Source organism: Paenarthrobacter sp. MSM-2-10-13, from assembly GCF_011605365.1.
Lineage (GTDB): Bacteria > Actinomycetota > Actinomycetes > Actinomycetales > Micrococcaceae > Arthrobacter.
This window is the reverse complement of the sequence record NZ_JAAOXO010000001.1, coordinates 442,385-460,810: the sequence shown is the minus strand read 5'-3', so window position 1 is coordinate 460,810 and position 18,426 is coordinate 442,385. Positions and strand designations below refer to the sequence as shown.

Here is an 18,426-nt window from a genome sequence, read left to right as displayed (position 1 = left end):
TCTAAATCACGGGGTTGCGTGATCTAATGAAGGTGGTCTCACGTATTGGCTGTTCAGCGCATTCGGGAAACGGGCTTTGTTTGGGGGCAAACGAAGGTCACCAATGCGCACAATCAAGGAGTGATCTTTCATGGCGTTTACCGTTTCAACGGCCAAGGTCAGCATTTCGCCGCCGCTTGACGTCAATCCCTACATGGCGGGGTACGGGACTCTCGACGGCGGCCGGGAGGCCACCAGCAGTGCACCCTACGAATCATTGTGGGTTCGTGCGATCGTACTGTGGGAAAACGGCTCCCCCAACCTGATCATGAGCGTGGACATTCTTGCCCTCCCCAGGTCTATCCACCAACGGGCCCGGCAACGGATCCTGGCGCTGGCGGGCTGGTCCAACGGCGACATCCTGATCCAGTCCACGCACACCCACAACGGACCGGCCGTGGTGGACACCCTGCATCCGTTCATGTGCTATGGGTTGTCGGATCTGTCCATGGTGGAGACGTACAGCCAGCATTTGGAGAACGATCTCGTACAGGCTGCCAGTGAAGCGCTGAACGCAGCCCAGACGCCGGTCACCTTGGACTACAAAGTCACCACTGCCAGCATCGCGTACAACAGGGTGGGATTGCCCTATCTTGAGAACACTGTTCCGGTCATCGTCGCGCGCAAGCCAAACGGCAACGCCGCTGCGGTTATTTTCAACTACGCTTGCCACCCTGTGGCCGCTGGTATGCGCACGCTTTTCGACGGCGATTATCCCGCCGGAGCATGCAACTACATCGAAAACACCAACCCCGAGTGCTTTGCCTTGTTCCTCCAGGGAGCGGCTGGAGACCAGAACCCCATGGGAGTGCCCAGCTGGGAGCTGAGGGATGAGTATGCCACCACCCTCGGCGCTGCTGTTGACCGGGCCATGCAAACACCGGGAAGGTCCATTGGCAGCCCCCTCCAGACCAGCTATCAGGAAGTGCAGATCCCGCTGGACATCACGCCCACGGCCGGGAACATGGCAGCGGTACGCGCCGCTTACGCTTCCCGTCTGCCCAATCTGGACGGAAACCCGGCGTGGTACGGCCGCCATGCCCAAGTCATGATCGGTCGAATCGATAGCGGCAGCTATGAGACGTCGGTTGTCTGCCCGTTCCAGGTGTGGAAGTTCGGGGGCAGCCCTCAGCTGAGGATCGGAATCGTCGGTGGAGAGCTGGTCAGCGGCTATGCCGCATACTTCCGTGGAAGATTCGGAGGCGCCAACGGAGTGATTGTTGGTGGTTACGGAAACGAGTCCTGCTACTACGTCCCCAGTGCGCAGTTCCTGCCACCCTATTCATCCGGGGGCAGCTACGAGGGCGGCTGGGATCCTGACCATCCGGGCATTGCGGGAGGCTCCATGACCGTTTACGGACACATCGGCCACTTCCGGGGTGGAACAACAGGCGTTGAAGCAACGGTCATCAACACCCTGAACTCGATGTTCGCCTGAAAACCATCACTGTGGAAGGCCCTGGTCCAAGGAGCAGGGCCTTCGACGGTTGCACCATTTTGTAGCGGTATCGATACCCGATTCCGGGGCAAATTCATTGACCGGCACTCGCGGTACGACAACCATGGAGGTGGAGGTCATCATGAGAACCTTGTACCCGGCCGCTGCGGCGCTGATACTGCTGATTGCCGGATGCTCCGGGCCAACAGCACCGCCCGCCCCTACCGCCCCTTCCTCCGCGTCGGCACCTCCGAGCTCAACTCCTTCATCGCCAGCGTCGGATCCCGAACCCACCACAGCAGCTAGTGGCAGCGGCCAGGGTGCCGGTGCCCCTGATGATTCGGGCCGGTTTCTCTATACGTGCTCGAACCTCAACGAGGCTGTTCCGGATGTTACGTACTCAAGCCTTGCCGAGGTGTGGGCTTCGACAGAATATGTGCGGCTGTCTTCATGCACCGCGAGCTTTGAAGGCCCCCTTCCCTTCGAACCCACTGAGGATGAAGCAAGGATCATCTCCCTGGCAAAGCCCGGCATTACTCCGTCAGAAGGTCTCGACACCTACCTGACGGCACTGGCACTATGCACGCGGGTCAGCGATGACGCTGCGTCAGAGCTTTTCGGACGAAGCAGCCGGCAGATGCTGCAGGCCGCCAGTGAGCTTTGCCCGAGGGCACCACAAGGAAGAATCATAGGGCTCTGGGCATCAGGCGAACGGGCTGCAGACGGCGAGTATGCAGTAGCCGACGGCGGCCTGGTTCCGGGGAAGTTCCAGCTCCGGAAGACCCCGCCCGAGGCCTGCACCTGGTCGGTCTCGGCCTCTGATGGCAGCAAAAAGGCCTCGGGCGGGGCAGCAGAAGGACAATCCGGAATAATCCTTGAAGAAAAAGACGTCCTAACTAGTGACAAATGCGGAATTTGGGAGAAGATGGAGTAATGCAGCCGGTAACGGCTGGGGCGAAAATCCAACTGCATGCGGAGCTGGGGAGCATCCGAATGAAGTGGGGATCCCTCGGTGGACATGCCAAGACGCGTTGTCGTCCAGCTTGGCCTAGCCGGTCTCGTTCTTACAGGCTGCTCGGTCAAGGTCGTTGAAAATGTTGAGCCATTCAAACTGGGCGTGACGAATGCCGGCGATGCCGACAAACCACGCGTCGAAAGACCTGAACCAGTAAAGCGCTATCAATTCGAGTGTCGCGGACCCAACGGGAATCCGCTCATCATCTTGTCGAGCCTTCAAGAGGTTTGGGCAAACACCCAATACAAAAAATTCTCCGACGTCGTAGTGACTTATGTGGGCCCTCAGCCCCAAGTATTGGAAGCGGAAGAAAATGCCGCGGTTAATGTCGCTGTAGAAGCCGGAGCCACCGGCGCGCGCACTGACATTTGTCTTGCGATTATCAAAGCCTGCACCAGAAACAATCCGCCAACCATCAGTACCGCACTCTATGGGCTTGGTGGAGTTCCCATTGTTAAGGGAGCGCTCACGCTGGCCCCCATGGCACCTCAGGCCGCAGTCCTGACCAAGTGGCTGAAGGAAGTGGCGTGATGGAACAGCAAAAAAGGAACGACGCCGGTTGGCGGCTTCGGGGACACAAGATCATCACAGCATTGGCTGCGGTTCTTCTGACGGTGGCAGGTATGTCGGCGGTGGTCTCAAGCACCCCAGCCCATGCAGACCAACAGAAACAAATCATTGGGATCGGGCTTACCAAGCCGGCGGGGACGGTGCTGGACCCGATTGGGCGGATGTGGGTTTCAGACAGCGTGGCCGGTTTCTGCCGGATGTCCGAACCAGTGAACGGAAATGCAGGCACCATTGAACAGGACACGTGCCTGGGCGGAACCTCACCCGATGCCGGGCCAGGACCCAAGGTTCCAGGAGTCTCCATCGTCCTTGATCCGACGCCTGGATCCATAGGCAACGGTGATGAGACAGCATTCATCCCCGACTCCGCTGTGGGGAGTTCACATCTTGTCCGGGCAGTGTGGAATCCGCCGCTGGACCTCTTCGAATACAGCAGTACGCTGACGGTCCTCGATGGCGACGTTCGTCCCAATGCAGTTTCCGACGGCCCTGACGGCAACATTTACCTGTCTTTCGCAAATGCCCGCTCCATCATCAAGATCGTTGATCCGACCATCATGCATCCGAGCATCGAATCCATCGCATCGGTCACCACTCGGGCGCTGGGCCTTGTTGCAGCAGGCTGGGACAGCAACGGACACGTCAGTGTCTATGTACTCGAAACCAGTGGCCTCCGGGCATTCTCCGCTCCGGGCAACGGTGAAATGACAGATTACGTACCGTTGACCTCCTACAACGTAGGCGTCGCTTCAGCGATCTTCTACGACTACGACGCCCACGTTATCTACACAGGGACGAGCAGCGGCACCACGGCGGGCGCAGACAAGGTATCGCGGCTAAACCTCAGCACCGGCGCAGTCGACAACCAATGGGCCTTGGGATTCAGCAAAATCAGCGGCCTGGGCATGCGTGGGGGTCAACTTCTGGTCCTGGACGATCCGGGACAACTGGGCTCAACCCCGGGTACCGGCCGGGGCAGTATCAGCATCCTTGGCGGCGCGGTGGCCAAAATTACCTCAGGACCCACGCTGGCCAACGGTGCACTGGCCCCCAACCCCGAATTCACCAATGACACCACACCAACGTTCGTTGTGACCGCTGAACCGGCCGGCAGTGCCTTGGAATGTTCAATGGGCGGCACGTGGGTGAACTGCACAGGCGGAACGTATACGTCAGCTGCACTGCTCAACGGACCCCAGACCTTCTCCGTAAGGCCTGCCCCGGGTGGAGTCCCGGTGTCCAGGAGCTTCACTGTGGACACGGTCGCACCTGCTGCGCCTGTCTTCACCGCTCCAAACAGTGGACAGGTAGTCAACGGTAAACCTGTCCTGGGTGCCACGTTCGAGCCGGGAACAGCGCTCACCTGTTCAGTCGACTCGACGGCCGACGCCGCTTTCCAGGCTTGTGTACCCGGAGACACTTTCACGCTCACCACAGAAGGTGCGCACACTTTGAGGATCCGCAGTACAGACCGGGCCGGCAACGTCAGCCCCGTTGCTGCACAAACAGTGACAGCTGATCTGACCGCCCCCCAGGTGGCCATCACAGCTCCGGCCAGCGGAGCTACCGTAGGTGCTGGCTACCAGTTCCAATTTGGCTCCAGCTCCCCGGACGTGGCGGGATTCCGCTGTCGCTTGGGAACCGATGCCTTTACCGCATGCACCTCGCCGAAGGTCTACGCGGACATCGCGAACGGACCAAAGAGGTTCGAGGTAGAGGCCAGGGACGGGGCAGGCAACACCACTGTTGCGGGCGTCAACTTCACGGTCTTCGTAGCTGACACGACTCCACCGACGGTGACAGCCAGTCCCGTAGGCGGAACGTACGGACCTGCAACCAAGGTCACGCTGACCGCGAATGAGCCCGATGCCAAGATCTACTACACGGACAATGGCACCACTCCCACCGCTGCCAGCACGCTCTACACTGGTCCCATCACCATGGGAAACAAGACCATCCAGTACATTGCCGTGGACGCAGCCAACAATGCCTCCGCACCTCAATCCCAGGTGTACGTACTGGACAACGTCGCCCCAACGGTGACTGCAAGCCCCTTGGGCGGAAAGCTCACCCTTGGTCAAAAGGTCACGTTGACTACGGAGTCCGGGGCGAAGATCTACTACACCACGGACAACTCCACTCCAACCGTTTCAAGCCCCTCCGGGACCACGACGGTGACAGTTACTCCGGCGTCCACTACCACGGTGAAGTACTTCGCGGTTGATGCTGCCGGGAACCAATCCGCGGTGGCCTCGCAGACGTACACACTTCCAGCGGCGCCGGCAAACACTTGGAAGGACTACAACTCCGACGCCAAGAATGACGTCCTCGCCAGGGACGCTGCTGGTACGTTGTGGCTCTATCCGGGCAATGGCACCGGCGGTTGGTTGGGCAAGGTCAACACCGGTACATCGTGGAACAACTACAACCTGATCATCCCCACGCGGGACTTCAGCGGCGATGGACGAAGCGATGTGCTGGCGAGGGATGCGTCGGGCCAGATCTGGCTCTTCAGGGGCAACGGCGCAGGTGGGTGGCAACCTGCGGAAGCTGTAGGTGCCGGCTGGAGCGGCTTCACGGCCGTGTTGGCACCGGGCGACTTCAGCGGAGACGGCAAATCCGATGTCCTGGCCAGGGATGCCTCCGGAGTGCTGTGGCTCTACAAGGGTGACGGACTAGGTAAGTTCAGCGCCGGCCGGACCCAGGTCGGAGCAGGGTGGAACGTCATGAATGCCATCTTCAGCACCGGCGACTTCAACGGTGATTCGAAGACCGATGTCATTGCCCGGGATACGGGCGGCGGCTTGTGGCTCTACCCAGGCAACGGCAGCAGCGGCTGGGGAACGCGCACGCAGATCGGCAGCGGATGGAGTGGCATGACGGCGCTGCTCGGACCTGGCGATTTCAACGGCAACGGCAAAGCTGATGTCCTCGCCCGGGATGCCAACGGCAATCTGTGGCTCTATCCCGGCAACGGTTCCGGCGGCTGGCTGGCCTGGGGCCAGGTCGGCAACGGATGGCAAGGATTCACTTCGCTCCCCTGATAGGGGCCGGACGTAGCTTGCTGTTTCGAGGGGTGCATCGGAGAATATCCGGTGCACCCCTTTTGTCTGCCATGGGCGGCGAAGCTGCTGCCCTTCCACAGAAGGCATCCAACAATGAACTAGACTGAGGGTTTGCAAGGAACTCGTGACACCAGCGTTGCGGGCTGCGGCTGGCGTTCAAGAATTCGTCGGCACGAACTACCGAGGAGAGTCTTGACTTTCGACCAGGCAGGCCAACCGGATCTCTCCGTTGTGATCCCGGTCTATAACGGAGAACGGATTTTGGCGGCAACAATGGCCCGTCTTTCCGGCTACTTGACCAGTGGCACCTCCGAGATCATCATCGTGGAGAATGGTTCTTCCGACAAAACACTCGAGGTCGCCCACAAGCACGCGGTGGACACTCCCCACGTGACGTTCCAGGTTCTCCAGAGCCAAAAGGGCATGGGAAATGCCTACCGCAGGGGCATCGAAGCCAGCTCCGGCCGCCGGGTACTCCTTACGGCCGACGATCTCCCCTTCGGCACGGATGATCTGGACGAAGACAAGAAACTAGCCACCAAACCACACGTTGTCATCGGTTCGAAGGCCCACAAGGACTCGGTCACTGAGCGAAGTGCAATCCGTGGAATCACCACCTTCGGCTTTAAGACCCTGCGTCAGGTCATCCTTGGATCCAAGATCGGCGACTCCCAGGGAACCCTGATTGTTGACGGCGAGTGGCTTCGAAGCATGGTTGACCGCTTCGACGATCCCGGGTTCCTCTTCAGCACCCAAGTCGTCTATGCCGCTGAAAAGCAAGGCTTCCAGATCGTCGAAGTGCCCGTCACTCTGGCACCCGACGACGAACCGGGCGAAACAACCATCCGGACTGCCGACGTCGTGAAGATGTTCAAAGGACTGGTGGCCATGCGTCGCCGCCGGCGGGAGTTCGCCGCGGCTCCCAGCGCGGGAACGCACGCCTCATGACGGATTCAATCGCAGAGACTCCGTCAAACGACAACGATCTGAACCAGGAACAGCCGCCTGCAAAGACCACGAAAGCCAAGCTGGTTGACTTCGCACGGCGCGCGCTGGTGGTCATCGTTTTCGCCGCCGCAGTGTACTTCATTGCAGTCCAATGGCCGCAGGTGCAGGCCACAGTTTTCGCCCTGCAGTGGTGGCAGGTCCTGCTGTCCCTCTTGGCACTCATCCCTGGTGTTCTCCTCGGGATGTTTATGTGGCGCGTCGTCATGGCAAGCCTCCTACGGTCAGTAGACATCGAACCCCAGGGCTTGGTGCTCAACCAGATCTACCTCGTCGGCCAAATCGGCAAATACCTGCCCGGTTCCGTGTGGGCGTTCGTGCTGCAGATGGAGCTTGGACGTAAGAACGGCATCGCGCGTGCGCAGGTGTTCGTTGCATCCCTGGTGAGTACGGGGATCACCATCGGAGCGGCATTGGTAGTTGGAGCTTCGGCTCTTCCGATACTGGTCCAGCGTCAGCCAAATCTGCAGTGGCTGTACGTCATACTCCCTGTAGTGATCCTGGCGATGAACCCGAACGTTGTGACGTTCCTGGTCAATATAGTCCTGCGGGTCTTCCGCCGTCCGCCGCTTCCCGAGCGTATTCAGGCCAACACCATGGTGAAGGCCTTCATCCTTGGCGTTCTGATGTACCTGTGCTTTGGCCTGCACTTGTGGATCCTGGTCGGCCACGAGGCCACCCTGGACCTCGCGACGTTCCTGGTCCTGACCGGCGCTTTGGCGCTTGGCATGACCTTGGGTGTACTCGCATTCCTGCTTCCTGCCGGCGTTGGTGCCCGGGAAGCCATCCTCATCCTTGCCCTGGCCGGAATGATGAGCGCCGGCGCTGCAACAGCAATCGCAGCCCTGTCACGAATCATGTTCACCATTGCGGACCTGCTGTGCGTCGGTATCGCTTTTGTTCACTTCCGGTGGCGGCAGCAGTCCGTCTCCAAGACCCCCGCTGACTCCACCGCCGAGGCCAAGTAGCGGGTTCCGGATGCCCCGGGCCAATATTCAGACTTATGCCGCGCGCTAAGGAGCAAGCCAAGACCATGACAGCAGGAACATCCGGGGCTACTGCCCAGCGCCCGCCGGTTGCCCGGCGGCGCTACTTCTTGCAGCACGACTGGCATTGGGGCATAGTCACTGCCGCCATAGCAGCCGTCGCCTCCATCATCCCCCGACTCTTCAACCCCACGTTCTATTACTGGGACGACATGATGCAGTCCTTCCTCCCTCTGTGGCGGCACATGGGCGAGGAAATACGGTCCGGCCGATTCCCGCTCATGGAGCCAGGCGGCTGGGTTGGCGGGAACATTGTGGCCGAGGTGGGCTACGGTATCTTCAACCCGGTCAACATCGTCAACTCTGTTATTGTTTCGAACTTCGAGAACCTGTCTCTGGCGAGCTATTTCATCATCGTCCAGTTCATCGCGTTGCTCGCATTTGGTACGTTCATGCTGGCCCGCGATTACGGTTCCAACCGGCCGCTTGCCTTGGCCGCCGGCGTAGCCATCCCCTTCAGCGGCTTCACGCTCTTCTACGAAGCAGCCCGCTGGCCGGGAGGCCTCATGGCCTTCGCTTGGATTACCGTTTTCTGGTGGTCGGTCCGACGCTACGCACGTCGCAACACCTCCCCGTTCCTGCCGTTCCTGTTGGGCTTCCTTACCATGACGGCCGGAAATCCCTACGGAGCCATTGGCGTCATCCTGGTCCTGGCAGCAGTCGCCGTCGAACTGATGCTGATGAGGCACTGGCGTCGGCTCATTCCAATCGTCATCGTCGGCGCCTTGGTGGGTCTGACCGCTGTCCTGGTCTATTTCCCCCTGCCACTCAGCTCCGCGGTGACCGTTCGCCAGCAGAACGAAATCCTGAATGACCTCTTTCTCGCTCCGGACATGTCATCGCTGCTAACGATGAGTACATCCTCGATGATGCCTCGGATCAACAACTTCTGGGCCCCCATAGACAACGTTCCCTCAAGTTACTTGGCGTGGTTCGTCCTGCCTTTGCTTCCGTGGCTGGATTTCCGCAGCTTCCGTAACCGCTCGCGCCAAATATTCAGCATCTACATCATCACTGGCATTTACTTCCTGCTGACCTTTGCCCCCTCCCAGGTGCTCGTCTTCCGCTGGCCCATCCGACTCATCGAATACGTCTACCTCGGCGTCATCGTCCTCGTCGCGGTGGTGGCCTCAGCCGGTTTGAAGACCTCATCCTGGAAGAAACGGTTGTTCATCACCGTCGCCATCCTCGGCTTTGGGACCTACCGGGCCTGGTCCATGGTGCCCGGCGGCGGCAAATGGCAGATTTTCACACTGTTCGTGACGCTTGTTCTGGTGGCTTTGGCTGTACTTGGATGGAAACGGTTCGGCTACCGGGGGCTGGCGGCAGTGATGGTGGTGGGAACGATCGCGACGCTGGGCATGCAATCCAGGCAGTTCATCCCTAACAATGCTGTTGCCGGGATCGGTTCCCCGGTGGATGCGGACACGCTCCGTGACGCCACCAGTAACTACAAAGGCAACACAATCCAGATCTTCAACACTATGAAGATCACTGGTCAGGAATTCACTGAGGGCCGCCTCCTCTACGGCAATCAGATCCTCAATGCAGACGTCAACAACAGCATGGGCCGCTATAGCGGAATCAGCTTCACTACATATGTCAATGCCTTGTGCATGAACTACCGGGGCGAGACCTGTCCTCTGGCCTACACTGAGCTGTTCAAACAGGCCTCCGGGGAAATCGACGTAACGTTGGCTGACGTTCTTCAGGTCGAGACGGTGTCCGTCCAAAAGACTCTGATCGCCCCTGACCAACTCACCGTTGCCCCGGGCTGGTCAATTGTGGCCTCGGATGAGACCAGGATCATCCTTCAGCGGGATAACCCGTTGCCCTATCCAGGCACCGTTTCCTGGGCTTCAGATGGCATCTCCGTCAAGGATTCCGTCAGGAACGGCAATGACGAACACATCACCTTGTCCGGAGACGGCACTGCGGGAAAGCTGACGCTTGCCCGTCTCGCATGGCCCGGCTACACCGTCACGGTTGATGGCGAACCGCAGAAGCTCACGCAGGGTCCCGCCGGAGTAATACTGGTGGATGTCCCGGCCAGCGCCACATCCGTGGACGTAACGTTCACGACGCCGGGCCTCACCATGGGTCTCGCCGCTCAGGGCGCTGCATGGTTCGGCATTCTGTTGTTCACGGTATTCCACTATGTTCGTCGGCATCGCCGCACGCGGTCAGAGGCAGACGTTTTACCGGTTTCAGCTGAGAAGGTCGCTGTCTAAGCGGCTGAAAGGCAGTAGAGCCACCCATAAGTCAGAAGAGCGTCCGCCCCAAAGGGGGCGGACGCTCTTCTTTGTGTGGACCCCTGGCAGGTGCCTTCAGCAGCCATTAAGTAGTGCGGCCGGGGCCCCGATCCCGCCTATTGCTACTCACATACGACAAAGGCCACCGCGCATCATACAGAGATGATGTGCGGTGGCCATATTACTGTCCACCGTAGGGTTCAAACAGCCAGTACCTGCTAGTTGCTATCGCGAAGCCATGCCACAGCCTGGTCAGCGGGGCCTTCAAACTGCACCGTGCCGGAGGCAAGCACAACTCCCCTGTCGCAGATGCGCGAGATCATGTCGAGGTCGTGGCTGACCACAACCAGCGTCCGTCCCTCATCCGAAAGCTGCTTGATTTTAGCCAGACACTTCTTCTGGAAGGGTTCGTCGCCCACCGCCAAAATCTCATCCACCAAGAAGATATCGGGCTGAGTGTGGACTGCTACTGCGAAAGCAAGCCTCAGGAACATACCGGAGGAATAGAACTTCACTTCGGTGTCGATGAACTGCTCTATCTCGGAGAACGCAACGATTTCGTCGAACTTCTCGTTGATTTCCTGCTCGGTCATTCCGAGGATAGCGGCATTGAGGAAGACATTCTCGCGACCGGACAAGTCCGGGTGAAAACCTGCGCCAACTTCGATCAACCCGGCAACGCGACCCTTCGTGCGGACTGTGCCTTTGTCCGGCAGGATAACGCCGGAGATGAGTTTCAACAGCGTGGATTTACCCGAGCCGTTGAAACCCAACAAAGCCACGGTCTCCCCTGGCTGAATCTCGAAGCTCACGTCATGGAGTGCATCGAACTTCTTGCTGAGGTCGCTTTTCCGGCCCTTCACCAGCCATACCAGGGTCTCCTTGAGGGAGTGCGAATGGCGGAGATTGAAGGTCTTCTTAAGGCCCTTGACGATTATTGCGGCGCTCATCTAGACCTCCTGCGCAAAGTGGCCCTCAAGTCGTCGGAAGACGAGTTGGCCGATGATAAGGAACAAGGCAGCCATGCCCAAACCTATCAATCCCGTCCACATCAGATGTGGAGGCAGTTCGACTGGACGGTCAACAGTGGGATACCAGAAGGCCCAGTGGAACAACTCGACAGCCACTGTGATCGGGTTGAGCTGGTAGATGAACAACACCCAAGGCGGTGCCAGCCGGCGGATCATGGTCCAGTCATAAAGCACGGGCGATGTCCACGTGACGATCATCATCAACATGTCGACGATGTTCTCAGCATCGCGGAAGAAGACATTGACGGCTCCGGCCAAGAGGCCCAGGCCGGTCGCCGTTACTGCCACAATGACGAAGCCCAGAGCAGCTCCAATGAGCTGCATAATGTCCGGTTTCCACCCGCTGAGCAGCGCAGCTGCCAACAAGACCACCAGTTGGGGAAGGAAATGAACCGCTGCCACCCAGACAGAGGCTACCGGGAACAGCTCCCTTGGCAGATAGATCTTTTTGACCAGCGCGGCATTCGACACGATTGATCTCGTGGCATTCGAGAACGCTTCCGAGAAGAAATTGATGACGATGACGCCGGAGAACATGTACAGCGCGTAATTGGGAATCTGATCCCCTACGCGAAGCACAATCCCCAAAGCGAAGAACAGCACAACGTACTGAACCAGAGGTTTGACGTAGGACCAGGCAAGGCCCAGGACAGAACCCCGGTACCTCACACGGAGTTCCTTACGCACGATCAATTTCAGGAGATAGCGGCGCCGGTAAACATCCAGCAGCCCCGCTCCTACCCCGGGAACAGCATAGGTATCAGTGGAAGTCGTCATCGCTACTTGCTGGGCTCCGAGGCTTCGAAGGTTTTCCGCCACGATTCCATGGAAGTAATCTCAGGAAGCGCCTCCTGGTACTGGGCCCGAAGGGTCTCCCAGTTGGAGAAGAGCTGCGCATGGAGCCTGGCGGATTCGATCAGCAGCTGCCGGGCCATCTTGGGATCCCGCAAATGCCAGGAAGCCCCTGTGCCGTCCGCGTTCGACACAACGGCACTGTCCAAGTGCGCCAAGCTCCACCATTTGCCATCCTGATGAGCTACATGCGCTTCAGGGTTGGCCTTCGCGGTATCACGGACAGGCGCAAGCGTCTGCTTAAGGACAGTCTTCACGGCCCAGGGAAGCAGGCCCAGCGCCCCGGGCTGCTTGTAGGATTGCGGCTTCTTCGGAGGACGCTTGCGGAAAACTTCCGGGAACGCAGCGGGGTCCGTCTTGACCTGGGAGTCCTGGAATTCCTCCCGCATGGCACGGAGCTGAGGCATGGTGGTGGGCAGTTGCTCGTGCAGATTGCCCGGTCCGGCAAGTACATCCCGGAGCGCCATAACGCGGGCCTGCTCGGGGTAATACTGCATTGACACCAGGTGCTTGACATCCGTGTTCAGGCTCTCCCGCAAGATGCGTCCGCCCTTGGGGAACGGCGAATGCAAGAGCGTCGCGATGAGACGATTGCGTTCGTGGTAGTAGGCCTGCCAGTCCACGGAGTCGTCCTTATCGGCCCAAGAGACATGCCAAACTGCAGCCCCGGGAAGGGTGACTGTTGGGAAGCCGGCTGCGCGGCCGCGGAGGGAATACTCCGCGTCGTCCCACTTAATGAACACCGGGAGGGACAGGCCAATGGTCTCCACAACCGTCTTGGGGATAAGGCACATCCACCAGCCGTTGTAGTCTGCATCCCAGCGACGGTGAAGCTGAGGCGTGGAACGCAGACCTGCATTGGAGAAGTCGTGATTACCGAGCCCTTCCACCGGGCCCCAGAGGAACCGGTAGAAGTTGACGACCTCTGAGTAGGCGTGCAGGACCGACTTGTTGTACATGTCGAACATGTGGCCGCCAACAATGGTCGGCTTGCGGCAGAGGTCGGCAAACGCCACCGCACGCATGACTCCCTCTGTTTCCAGCTCGATGTCGTCGTCGAGCAGCATGACGTAGTCGCTCTTGTCAGAAACAACCATTTCGTACATGTTCCGGGCAAAGCCGCCAGAGCCGCCCAGGTTACCCTGGTTGATGATCCGGAGTTGATCACCCATGGACTCTGCAACGGTGTCGAAGCCAGCTTCGTCAGCTACCTTCTTGTTGCCCTGATCCACGATGATGAGCTCGGCAAGGATTTCCCGGAGACCCGCGTCGGCATCGATGGACTTGATGGTCTCGAGGCAGTAATCGGCGCGATTAAACGTTGTGACGCCGAGCGTGACGCGGCCTTGTGCGCGACCCTCATCAGGGACGGCCCAATGAGCACTCTTGAGCGTCATGCCGTCGCCGCCGGCAATGAGATCAAACCAGTACCAGCCGCCGTCGCCGAAGGGAGCCAATGTCAGCTCGAAATCATTAGTGGACGAGCCCTCCACCAAAATCGAATCAACACGCTGGGCCGCACCACGAGCGTTGGAACGGTACACGATGACCGTTCCTTCGCCCTCGGTTTCAATGTGAAGAACGGTCTTGGTAGCAATAGTCCACTTACGCCAGTAGCTGGCAGGGAAAGCGTTGAAGTAGGACCCGAATGAAAGGCGCTCCCCACGGCGGACCTGGACGGAGCCGCGGCCCAGGATGTCTTCGGGGTGGAGCTTCCGTGCCATGCCGATGGCCTGTACATCGGTATTCCCGCCGCTCCTCTGGACCTTGTTGGTGTCAGGATCCACGTACAGCGGCAGAGTGTCGAGGTCACGGTTGGCGGGGAAAATTACGCGCTGGACAATCCGCAGGTTCTCTTCCGTCGGTGCCGGGGTTTCAGCGGCAGTAGTGCCCGTCATGGAGATCTCCTGGCTTTCGTTTGTTGTAGCGGTCATGCGTCCACTCCCCCGCTTTCAAGCTTGGCGCCGCCGGTAAAGTGCGGCTTGATCTTGTTGTCGTACATGGACAAAGCCGAACCGATGGCCATGTGCATGTCGAGGTACTTGTACGTTCCAAGACGGCCACCAAACAGAACCGATTTCTCGCCCTTGGCGAGGTCACGGTACGCCAGGAGCTTCTGACGGTCATCAGAGGTGTTTACGGGGTAGTAAGGCTCGTCGCCCTTCTCAGCAAAGCGCGAGAACTCACGCATGATGACGGTGGCGTCCTTGGTGTAGTCGCGCTCAGGGTGGAAGTGACGGAACTCGTGGATGCGCGTGAACGCGGCGTCAGCGTCCGGGTAGTTCATGACTGAACAGCCTTGGAAGTCCTCGATCGGCAGTACCTCTTCTTCGAGATCGATGGTGCGCCACGAGAGATCACCTTCGGTGTAGTCGAAGTACCTGTCCACCGGACCCGTGTAGATGACCGGCACCTGACCGAGGACAGATGACCGACCGTACTCGCCGTCGTCGAAGAAGTCCGTGTTCAGGACAACCTCAATGTTCGGGTGATCTGCCATGCGCTCAATCCAAGCGGTGTAGCCGTCTACCGGGAGACCTTCGTAGGTGTCGTTGAAGTACCGGTTGTCATAGTTGTAACGCACGGGAAGCCGCGAGATGATCTCTGCCGGCAGGTCTTTCGGGTCAGTCTGCCACTGCTTGCCCGTGTAGTGCTTGATGAAAGCCTCGTACAGGGGACGGCCAATGAGTTGGATGCCCTTGTCATTGAGGTTCTGGGGATCGGTGCCCGCCAGTTCGCCAGCCTGCTCGGCGATGAGAGCCTTCGCTTCCGTGGGGCTCATGGCCGAACGGAAGAACTGGTTGATGGTGCCCAGGTTAATGGGCATGGGGTACACCTCGCCCTTGTGGCTGGTGTAAACCTTGTGCTGGTAGCTCGTGAACTTGGTGAACCTGTTCACGTACTCCCATACACGTTCATTCGAGGTGTGGAAGAGGTGTGCACCGTAGCGGTGAACCTCGATTCCGGTCTGCGCCTCATTCTCGCTGTAGGCGTTTCCACCAATATGGTGGCGGCGATCGAGCACCGCAACCTTCAGCCCCAACTCGGTAGCGGCGCGTTCTGCAATGGTCAGGCCAAAGAAACCCGAGCCGACGACGACGAGATCAGCGTTCACAAACTCTCCTGTGTATTGGCGTGCGGGCACAGAAATGCCCACGTCTACTTGTCAAGGCTACCCGACGTTACGATCGTTCCCCGATTCGGCGGTACGTGGCAGCAAGGCAGCAATTGTCCGGAAAAAACGAACGGGAGGCTCGGCCCTCAGGCAGCCTCCCGTTCAATACTGCAAAAAGAACAACGCTAGAGCGAGATCACGGAGCCCGTATTTGCAGACTCCAGTACGGCCTCAGCAACTCGAAGTGTCTCAAGCCCTTCGGCCATTGTGACAATGTTCATGGACTTCCCGAGCACAGCGTCACGGAATGCCTCGTGCTCCATCTTGAGCGGTTCGCGCTTTGCCAGGGCAAAACGCGTTGACGAGCCCTCGGAAACACCACGGAATGCCGCGACGGAGTCCCAATCGGTCTGGAAAGTGCCGTTCTCGATGAAGGTCAGGTCAGCCGAGATGGTATCCGCGATGTAAGCACCCCGCTCACCCAAAACCACAGTTGTGCGCTCCTTCATGGGCGACAACCAGTTGACGATGTGGTTGGTGACTACACCGCTCTTGAGGTGGCCAATAGCGGTGACCATGTCCTCGTGCTCGCGCCCGCTCCTGGACGTAGTGTGTGCCACGACGTTCACGAAATTGCTTTGCGCAAGCCAAGCCGTGAGGTCGATGTCGTGAGTTGCGAGGTCCTTGACCACACCGACATCGGCGATGCGGGACGGGAACGGCCCCTGACGACGGGTCGAAATTTGGTAGACCTCGCCGAGGTCACCGTTGCCGAGCCGTTCGCGGAGGCTTTGCAAAGACGGGTTGAACCGCTCAATGTGACCTACCGCGCCGATCAATCCCCGTGAGTCGAAAGCCTCGGCAATTCGTCGGCCTGACTCGGAGTCGTTGGCTATGGGCTTCTCCACCAAGCAGTGCACTCCGGCTTCCGCCAATTGCAGCGCCACTTCTTCGTGCAGCACAGTAGGCACCGCGGCTACAGCCATGTCGATACCCTGCTCGATGAGCTGTTCAACCGAGCTGCAAACCTCAAGCCCACTGGCTACGTTGTGAGGATCACCGAAGGAATCAGCGACGGCGACGAGGTCCACGCCTTCAAGCTCGCGAATAACGCGGGCGTGGTGGCGGCCCATCATCCCCAGCCCGATGAGGCCTGCGCGCAGATTTGCCACTAGCTGCCTGCCTTCGCAATGGCGTTGACCGCGGAAACGATGCGGTCAAGGTCGTCCTGGCTCAACGAAGGATGCACCGGGAGCGACAACACACTGGCCGCGGCTTCCTCAGTGACGGGCAGGTCATCTGAAGTCTGGAAAGGTGCGAGGCGGTGGTTGGGGATGGGGTAGTACACGCCACAGCCAACGTTGTATTCCTCACGCAGTGCCTTGGCGAATCCATCACGGTCCTCAGCAATGCGAATGGTGTACTGGTGGTACACGTGCTCGTAGCCCTCAGACACCTTGGGAGTGACAACACCGTCGATGTTGGCGTCGAAGAAGGCAGCGTTCTCCTGACGGGTCTTGGTCCAGGCATTGATTTTGGTCAGCTGCACTCGACCGATTGCAGCGTGGATGTTGGTCATTCGCGCGTTGAAGCCAACAAGCTCATTTTCGTACTGGCGCTCCATGCCCTGGTTGCGAAGCAGCCGGAGTCGACGCTCGACGTCGGGCAGGCCGGTGCTGACCATGCCACCTTCGCCGGAGGTCATGTTCTTGGTGGGGTACAGGCTGAACATAGCGAAGTCACCGAAGGTACCCACCTTCCGGCCGTTGACTGCCGCACCGTGTGCCTGGGCTGCGTCTTCGAATACCTTCACGCCGTGCTTGGAAGCGACCGCGCCGATTCCGTCTACGTCAAAGGGGTGGCCGTAGAGGTGAACGGGCATGATGGCAGCCGTGCGGTCCGTGATTTTAGATTCAACGGAGGCGGGATCAAGGGTGTAGTGATCCAGGTCCACGTCAGCGAAGACAGGAGTCGCACCGGTCAAAGCCACGGAGTTGGCGGTAGCAGCAAAAGTGAACGACGGAACAATTACTTCGTCGCCGGGGCCGATGCCTGCAGCCAACAGGCCGAGGTGCAGACCGGAAGTGCCGGAGTTGACCGCCACGGCAGCCCTGCCATCGAGGAGGACCTGCGAGAACTCCTGCTCAAAGGACGCAACCTCCGTACCCTGTGCGAGTTGGCCGGAGGCCAGGACGGCCTCTACTGCCTTGCGCTCGTCATCACCGATGATGGGCTTAGCGGGGGGAATGAATTCGGGGCTCATGCCTCTACCTCTCGAAGGGTCTCGTTCTGTTCAACATATGTGGCGCCGGTCTCCGGGCATACCCAGTTCTCACCACTGCGCTGCAGCGGGAAACCAGCTTTACCGACCCAACCATGGCGTTTGGCCGGGACTCCGACCATCAGGGCAAAATCAGGGACGTCTTTGGCGACAACAGCACCAGCAGCCACTGTTGCCCATCGACCAATGGTCACTGGTGCGACGCAGACGGCGCGGGCACCGATTGATGCTCCTTCACGAATGGTGACGCCAACGGGCTCCCAGTCGTGAGCGCTCTTCAAGCCGCCATCCGGGCTAACCGCCCGGGGGTAAGTATCGTTTGTGAGTACCACGGCCGGGCCGATAAAGACGCCGGCCTCCAGTACCGCGGGCTCGTAGACAAGTGCATAATTCTGAACTTTGCAGTTGTCCCCCATCTTGACCCCGGTGCCAATATAAGCTCCGCGTCCTACGATGCAATTGACGCCTAATTCGGCCTGCTCGCGGACTTGGGCCAGATGCCAAATCTTTGATCCATCACCAATTACCGCCTTGTCTGAAACATCGGCGCTCTCCGCAACCACTATCACCGGTGAAGGTCCTTCCTCATTGAGCACACGCGACAACGAGATTCATCTTAGCTGAGACACCAAGCCGCGGTGTCAAGGATGCGCGTCGACGGGCTTTGCAAAAGTTGTCCACATAGGCCACAACAGCCCCCGCGCTTGAGTTCGCGGG

General features: G+C 59.3%; 14 protein-coding genes. 7 read left to right on the top strand and 7 right to left on the bottom strand.

Annotated features, from left to right (window positions below; genetic code table 11):
- Window positions 1-130: 130 nt before the first annotated feature.
- The 7 genes from HAV21_RS02155 to HAV21_RS02125 all read left to right on the top strand — a co-directional run bounded on the left by HAV21_RS02155 (window position 131) and on the right by HAV21_RS02125 (window position 10,409).
- Complete coding sequence (locus HAV21_RS02155; RefSeq protein ID WP_142938577.1) at window positions 131-1,477, top strand: hypothetical protein; 1,347 nt, start codon at window positions 131-133, stop codon at window positions 1,475-1,477.
- A 142-nt stretch (window positions 1,478-1,619) separates the two neighbouring features.
- The gene (locus HAV21_RS02150) at window positions 1,620-2,411 is read left to right on the top strand and encodes a hypothetical protein (RefSeq protein WP_223940533.1); all 792 of its coding nucleotides are present in this window, start codon (window positions 1,620-1,622) and stop codon (window positions 2,409-2,411) included.
- A gap of 84 nt (window positions 2,412-2,495) precedes the next feature.
- Window positions 2,496-3,023 carry a hypothetical protein gene (locus HAV21_RS02145; protein ID WP_142938662.1) on the top strand — a complete coding sequence of 176 codons (528 nt, stop codon included), beginning with the start codon at window positions 2,496-2,498 and terminating at the stop codon, window positions 3,021-3,023.
- Entirely contained in the window at window positions 3,023-6,106 is a 3,084-nt protein-coding gene (locus tag HAV21_RS02140; RefSeq protein WP_166840147.1) for a chitobiase/beta-hexosaminidase C-terminal domain-containing protein, read from the top strand. The genes HAV21_RS02145 and HAV21_RS02140 overlap by 1 nt, the downstream gene beginning before the upstream one ends.
- Before the next feature lie 213 nt (window positions 6,107-6,319).
- Complete coding sequence (locus HAV21_RS02135) at window positions 6,320-7,075, top strand: glycosyltransferase (protein WP_223940534.1); 756 nt, start codon at window positions 6,320-6,322, stop codon at window positions 7,073-7,075.
- Window positions 7,072-8,100: a lysylphosphatidylglycerol synthase domain-containing protein gene (locus HAV21_RS02130; RefSeq protein WP_142938574.1), complete on the top strand. Its 1,029-nt coding sequence runs from the start codon at window positions 7,072-7,074 to the stop codon at window positions 8,098-8,100. Before HAV21_RS02135 ends, HAV21_RS02130 begins: the two co-directional genes overlap by 4 nt.
- A 65-nt stretch (window positions 8,101-8,165) precedes the next feature.
- Window positions 8,166-10,409 carry a YfhO family protein gene (locus tag HAV21_RS02125; protein ID WP_166840145.1) on the top strand — a complete coding sequence of 748 codons (2,244 nt, stop codon included), beginning with the start codon at window positions 8,166-8,168 and terminating at the stop codon, window positions 10,407-10,409.
- A gap of 239 nt (window positions 10,410-10,648) precedes the next feature.
- On the opposite strand, the gene HAV21_RS02120 is transcribed toward HAV21_RS02125, so the two are convergent.
- The 7 genes from HAV21_RS02120 to HAV21_RS02090 form a co-directional block, all read right to left on the bottom strand.
- Window positions 10,649-11,380, bottom strand: a complete 732-nt coding sequence (locus HAV21_RS02120) for an ABC transporter ATP-binding protein (RefSeq protein ID WP_142938572.1) — start codon at window positions 11,378-11,380, stop codon at window positions 10,649-10,651.
- On the bottom strand, window positions 11,381-12,238 hold the full coding sequence (locus HAV21_RS02115; protein WP_165450180.1) for an ABC transporter permease: 858 nt from the start codon (window positions 12,236-12,238) through the stop codon (window positions 11,381-11,383). It abuts the gene before it with no gap.
- A gap of 2 nt (window positions 12,239-12,240) precedes the next feature.
- Window positions 12,241-14,247 carry a glycosyltransferase gene (locus HAV21_RS02110; RefSeq protein WP_166840143.1) on the bottom strand — a complete coding sequence of 669 codons (2,007 nt, stop codon included), beginning with the start codon at window positions 14,245-14,247 and terminating at the stop codon, window positions 12,241-12,243.
- Window positions 14,244-15,428 carry a UDP-galactopyranose mutase gene (gene glf / locus HAV21_RS02105; RefSeq protein WP_142938569.1) on the bottom strand — a complete coding sequence of 395 codons (1,185 nt, stop codon included), beginning with the start codon at window positions 15,426-15,428 and terminating at the stop codon, window positions 14,244-14,246. Before glf ends, HAV21_RS02110 begins: the two co-directional genes overlap by 4 nt.
- A gap of 185 nt (window positions 15,429-15,613) precedes the next feature.
- Window positions 15,614-16,600, bottom strand: coding sequence for a Gfo/Idh/MocA family oxidoreductase (locus tag HAV21_RS02100; protein WP_142938568.1), 987 nt, complete (start codon window positions 16,598-16,600; stop codon window positions 15,614-15,616).
- Window positions 16,600-17,691, bottom strand: a complete 1,092-nt coding sequence (locus HAV21_RS02095; protein ID WP_166840141.1) for a DegT/DnrJ/EryC1/StrS family aminotransferase — start codon at window positions 17,689-17,691, stop codon at window positions 16,600-16,602. The genes HAV21_RS02100 and HAV21_RS02095 overlap by 1 nt, the downstream gene beginning before the upstream one ends.
- The gene (locus HAV21_RS02090; RefSeq protein WP_024817358.1) at window positions 17,688-18,278 is read right to left on the bottom strand and encodes an acyltransferase; all 591 of its coding nucleotides are present in this window, start codon (window positions 18,276-18,278) and stop codon (window positions 17,688-17,690) included. Before HAV21_RS02090 ends, HAV21_RS02095 begins: the two co-directional genes overlap by 4 nt.
- Between the last annotated feature and the right edge of the window lie 148 nt (window positions 18,279-18,426).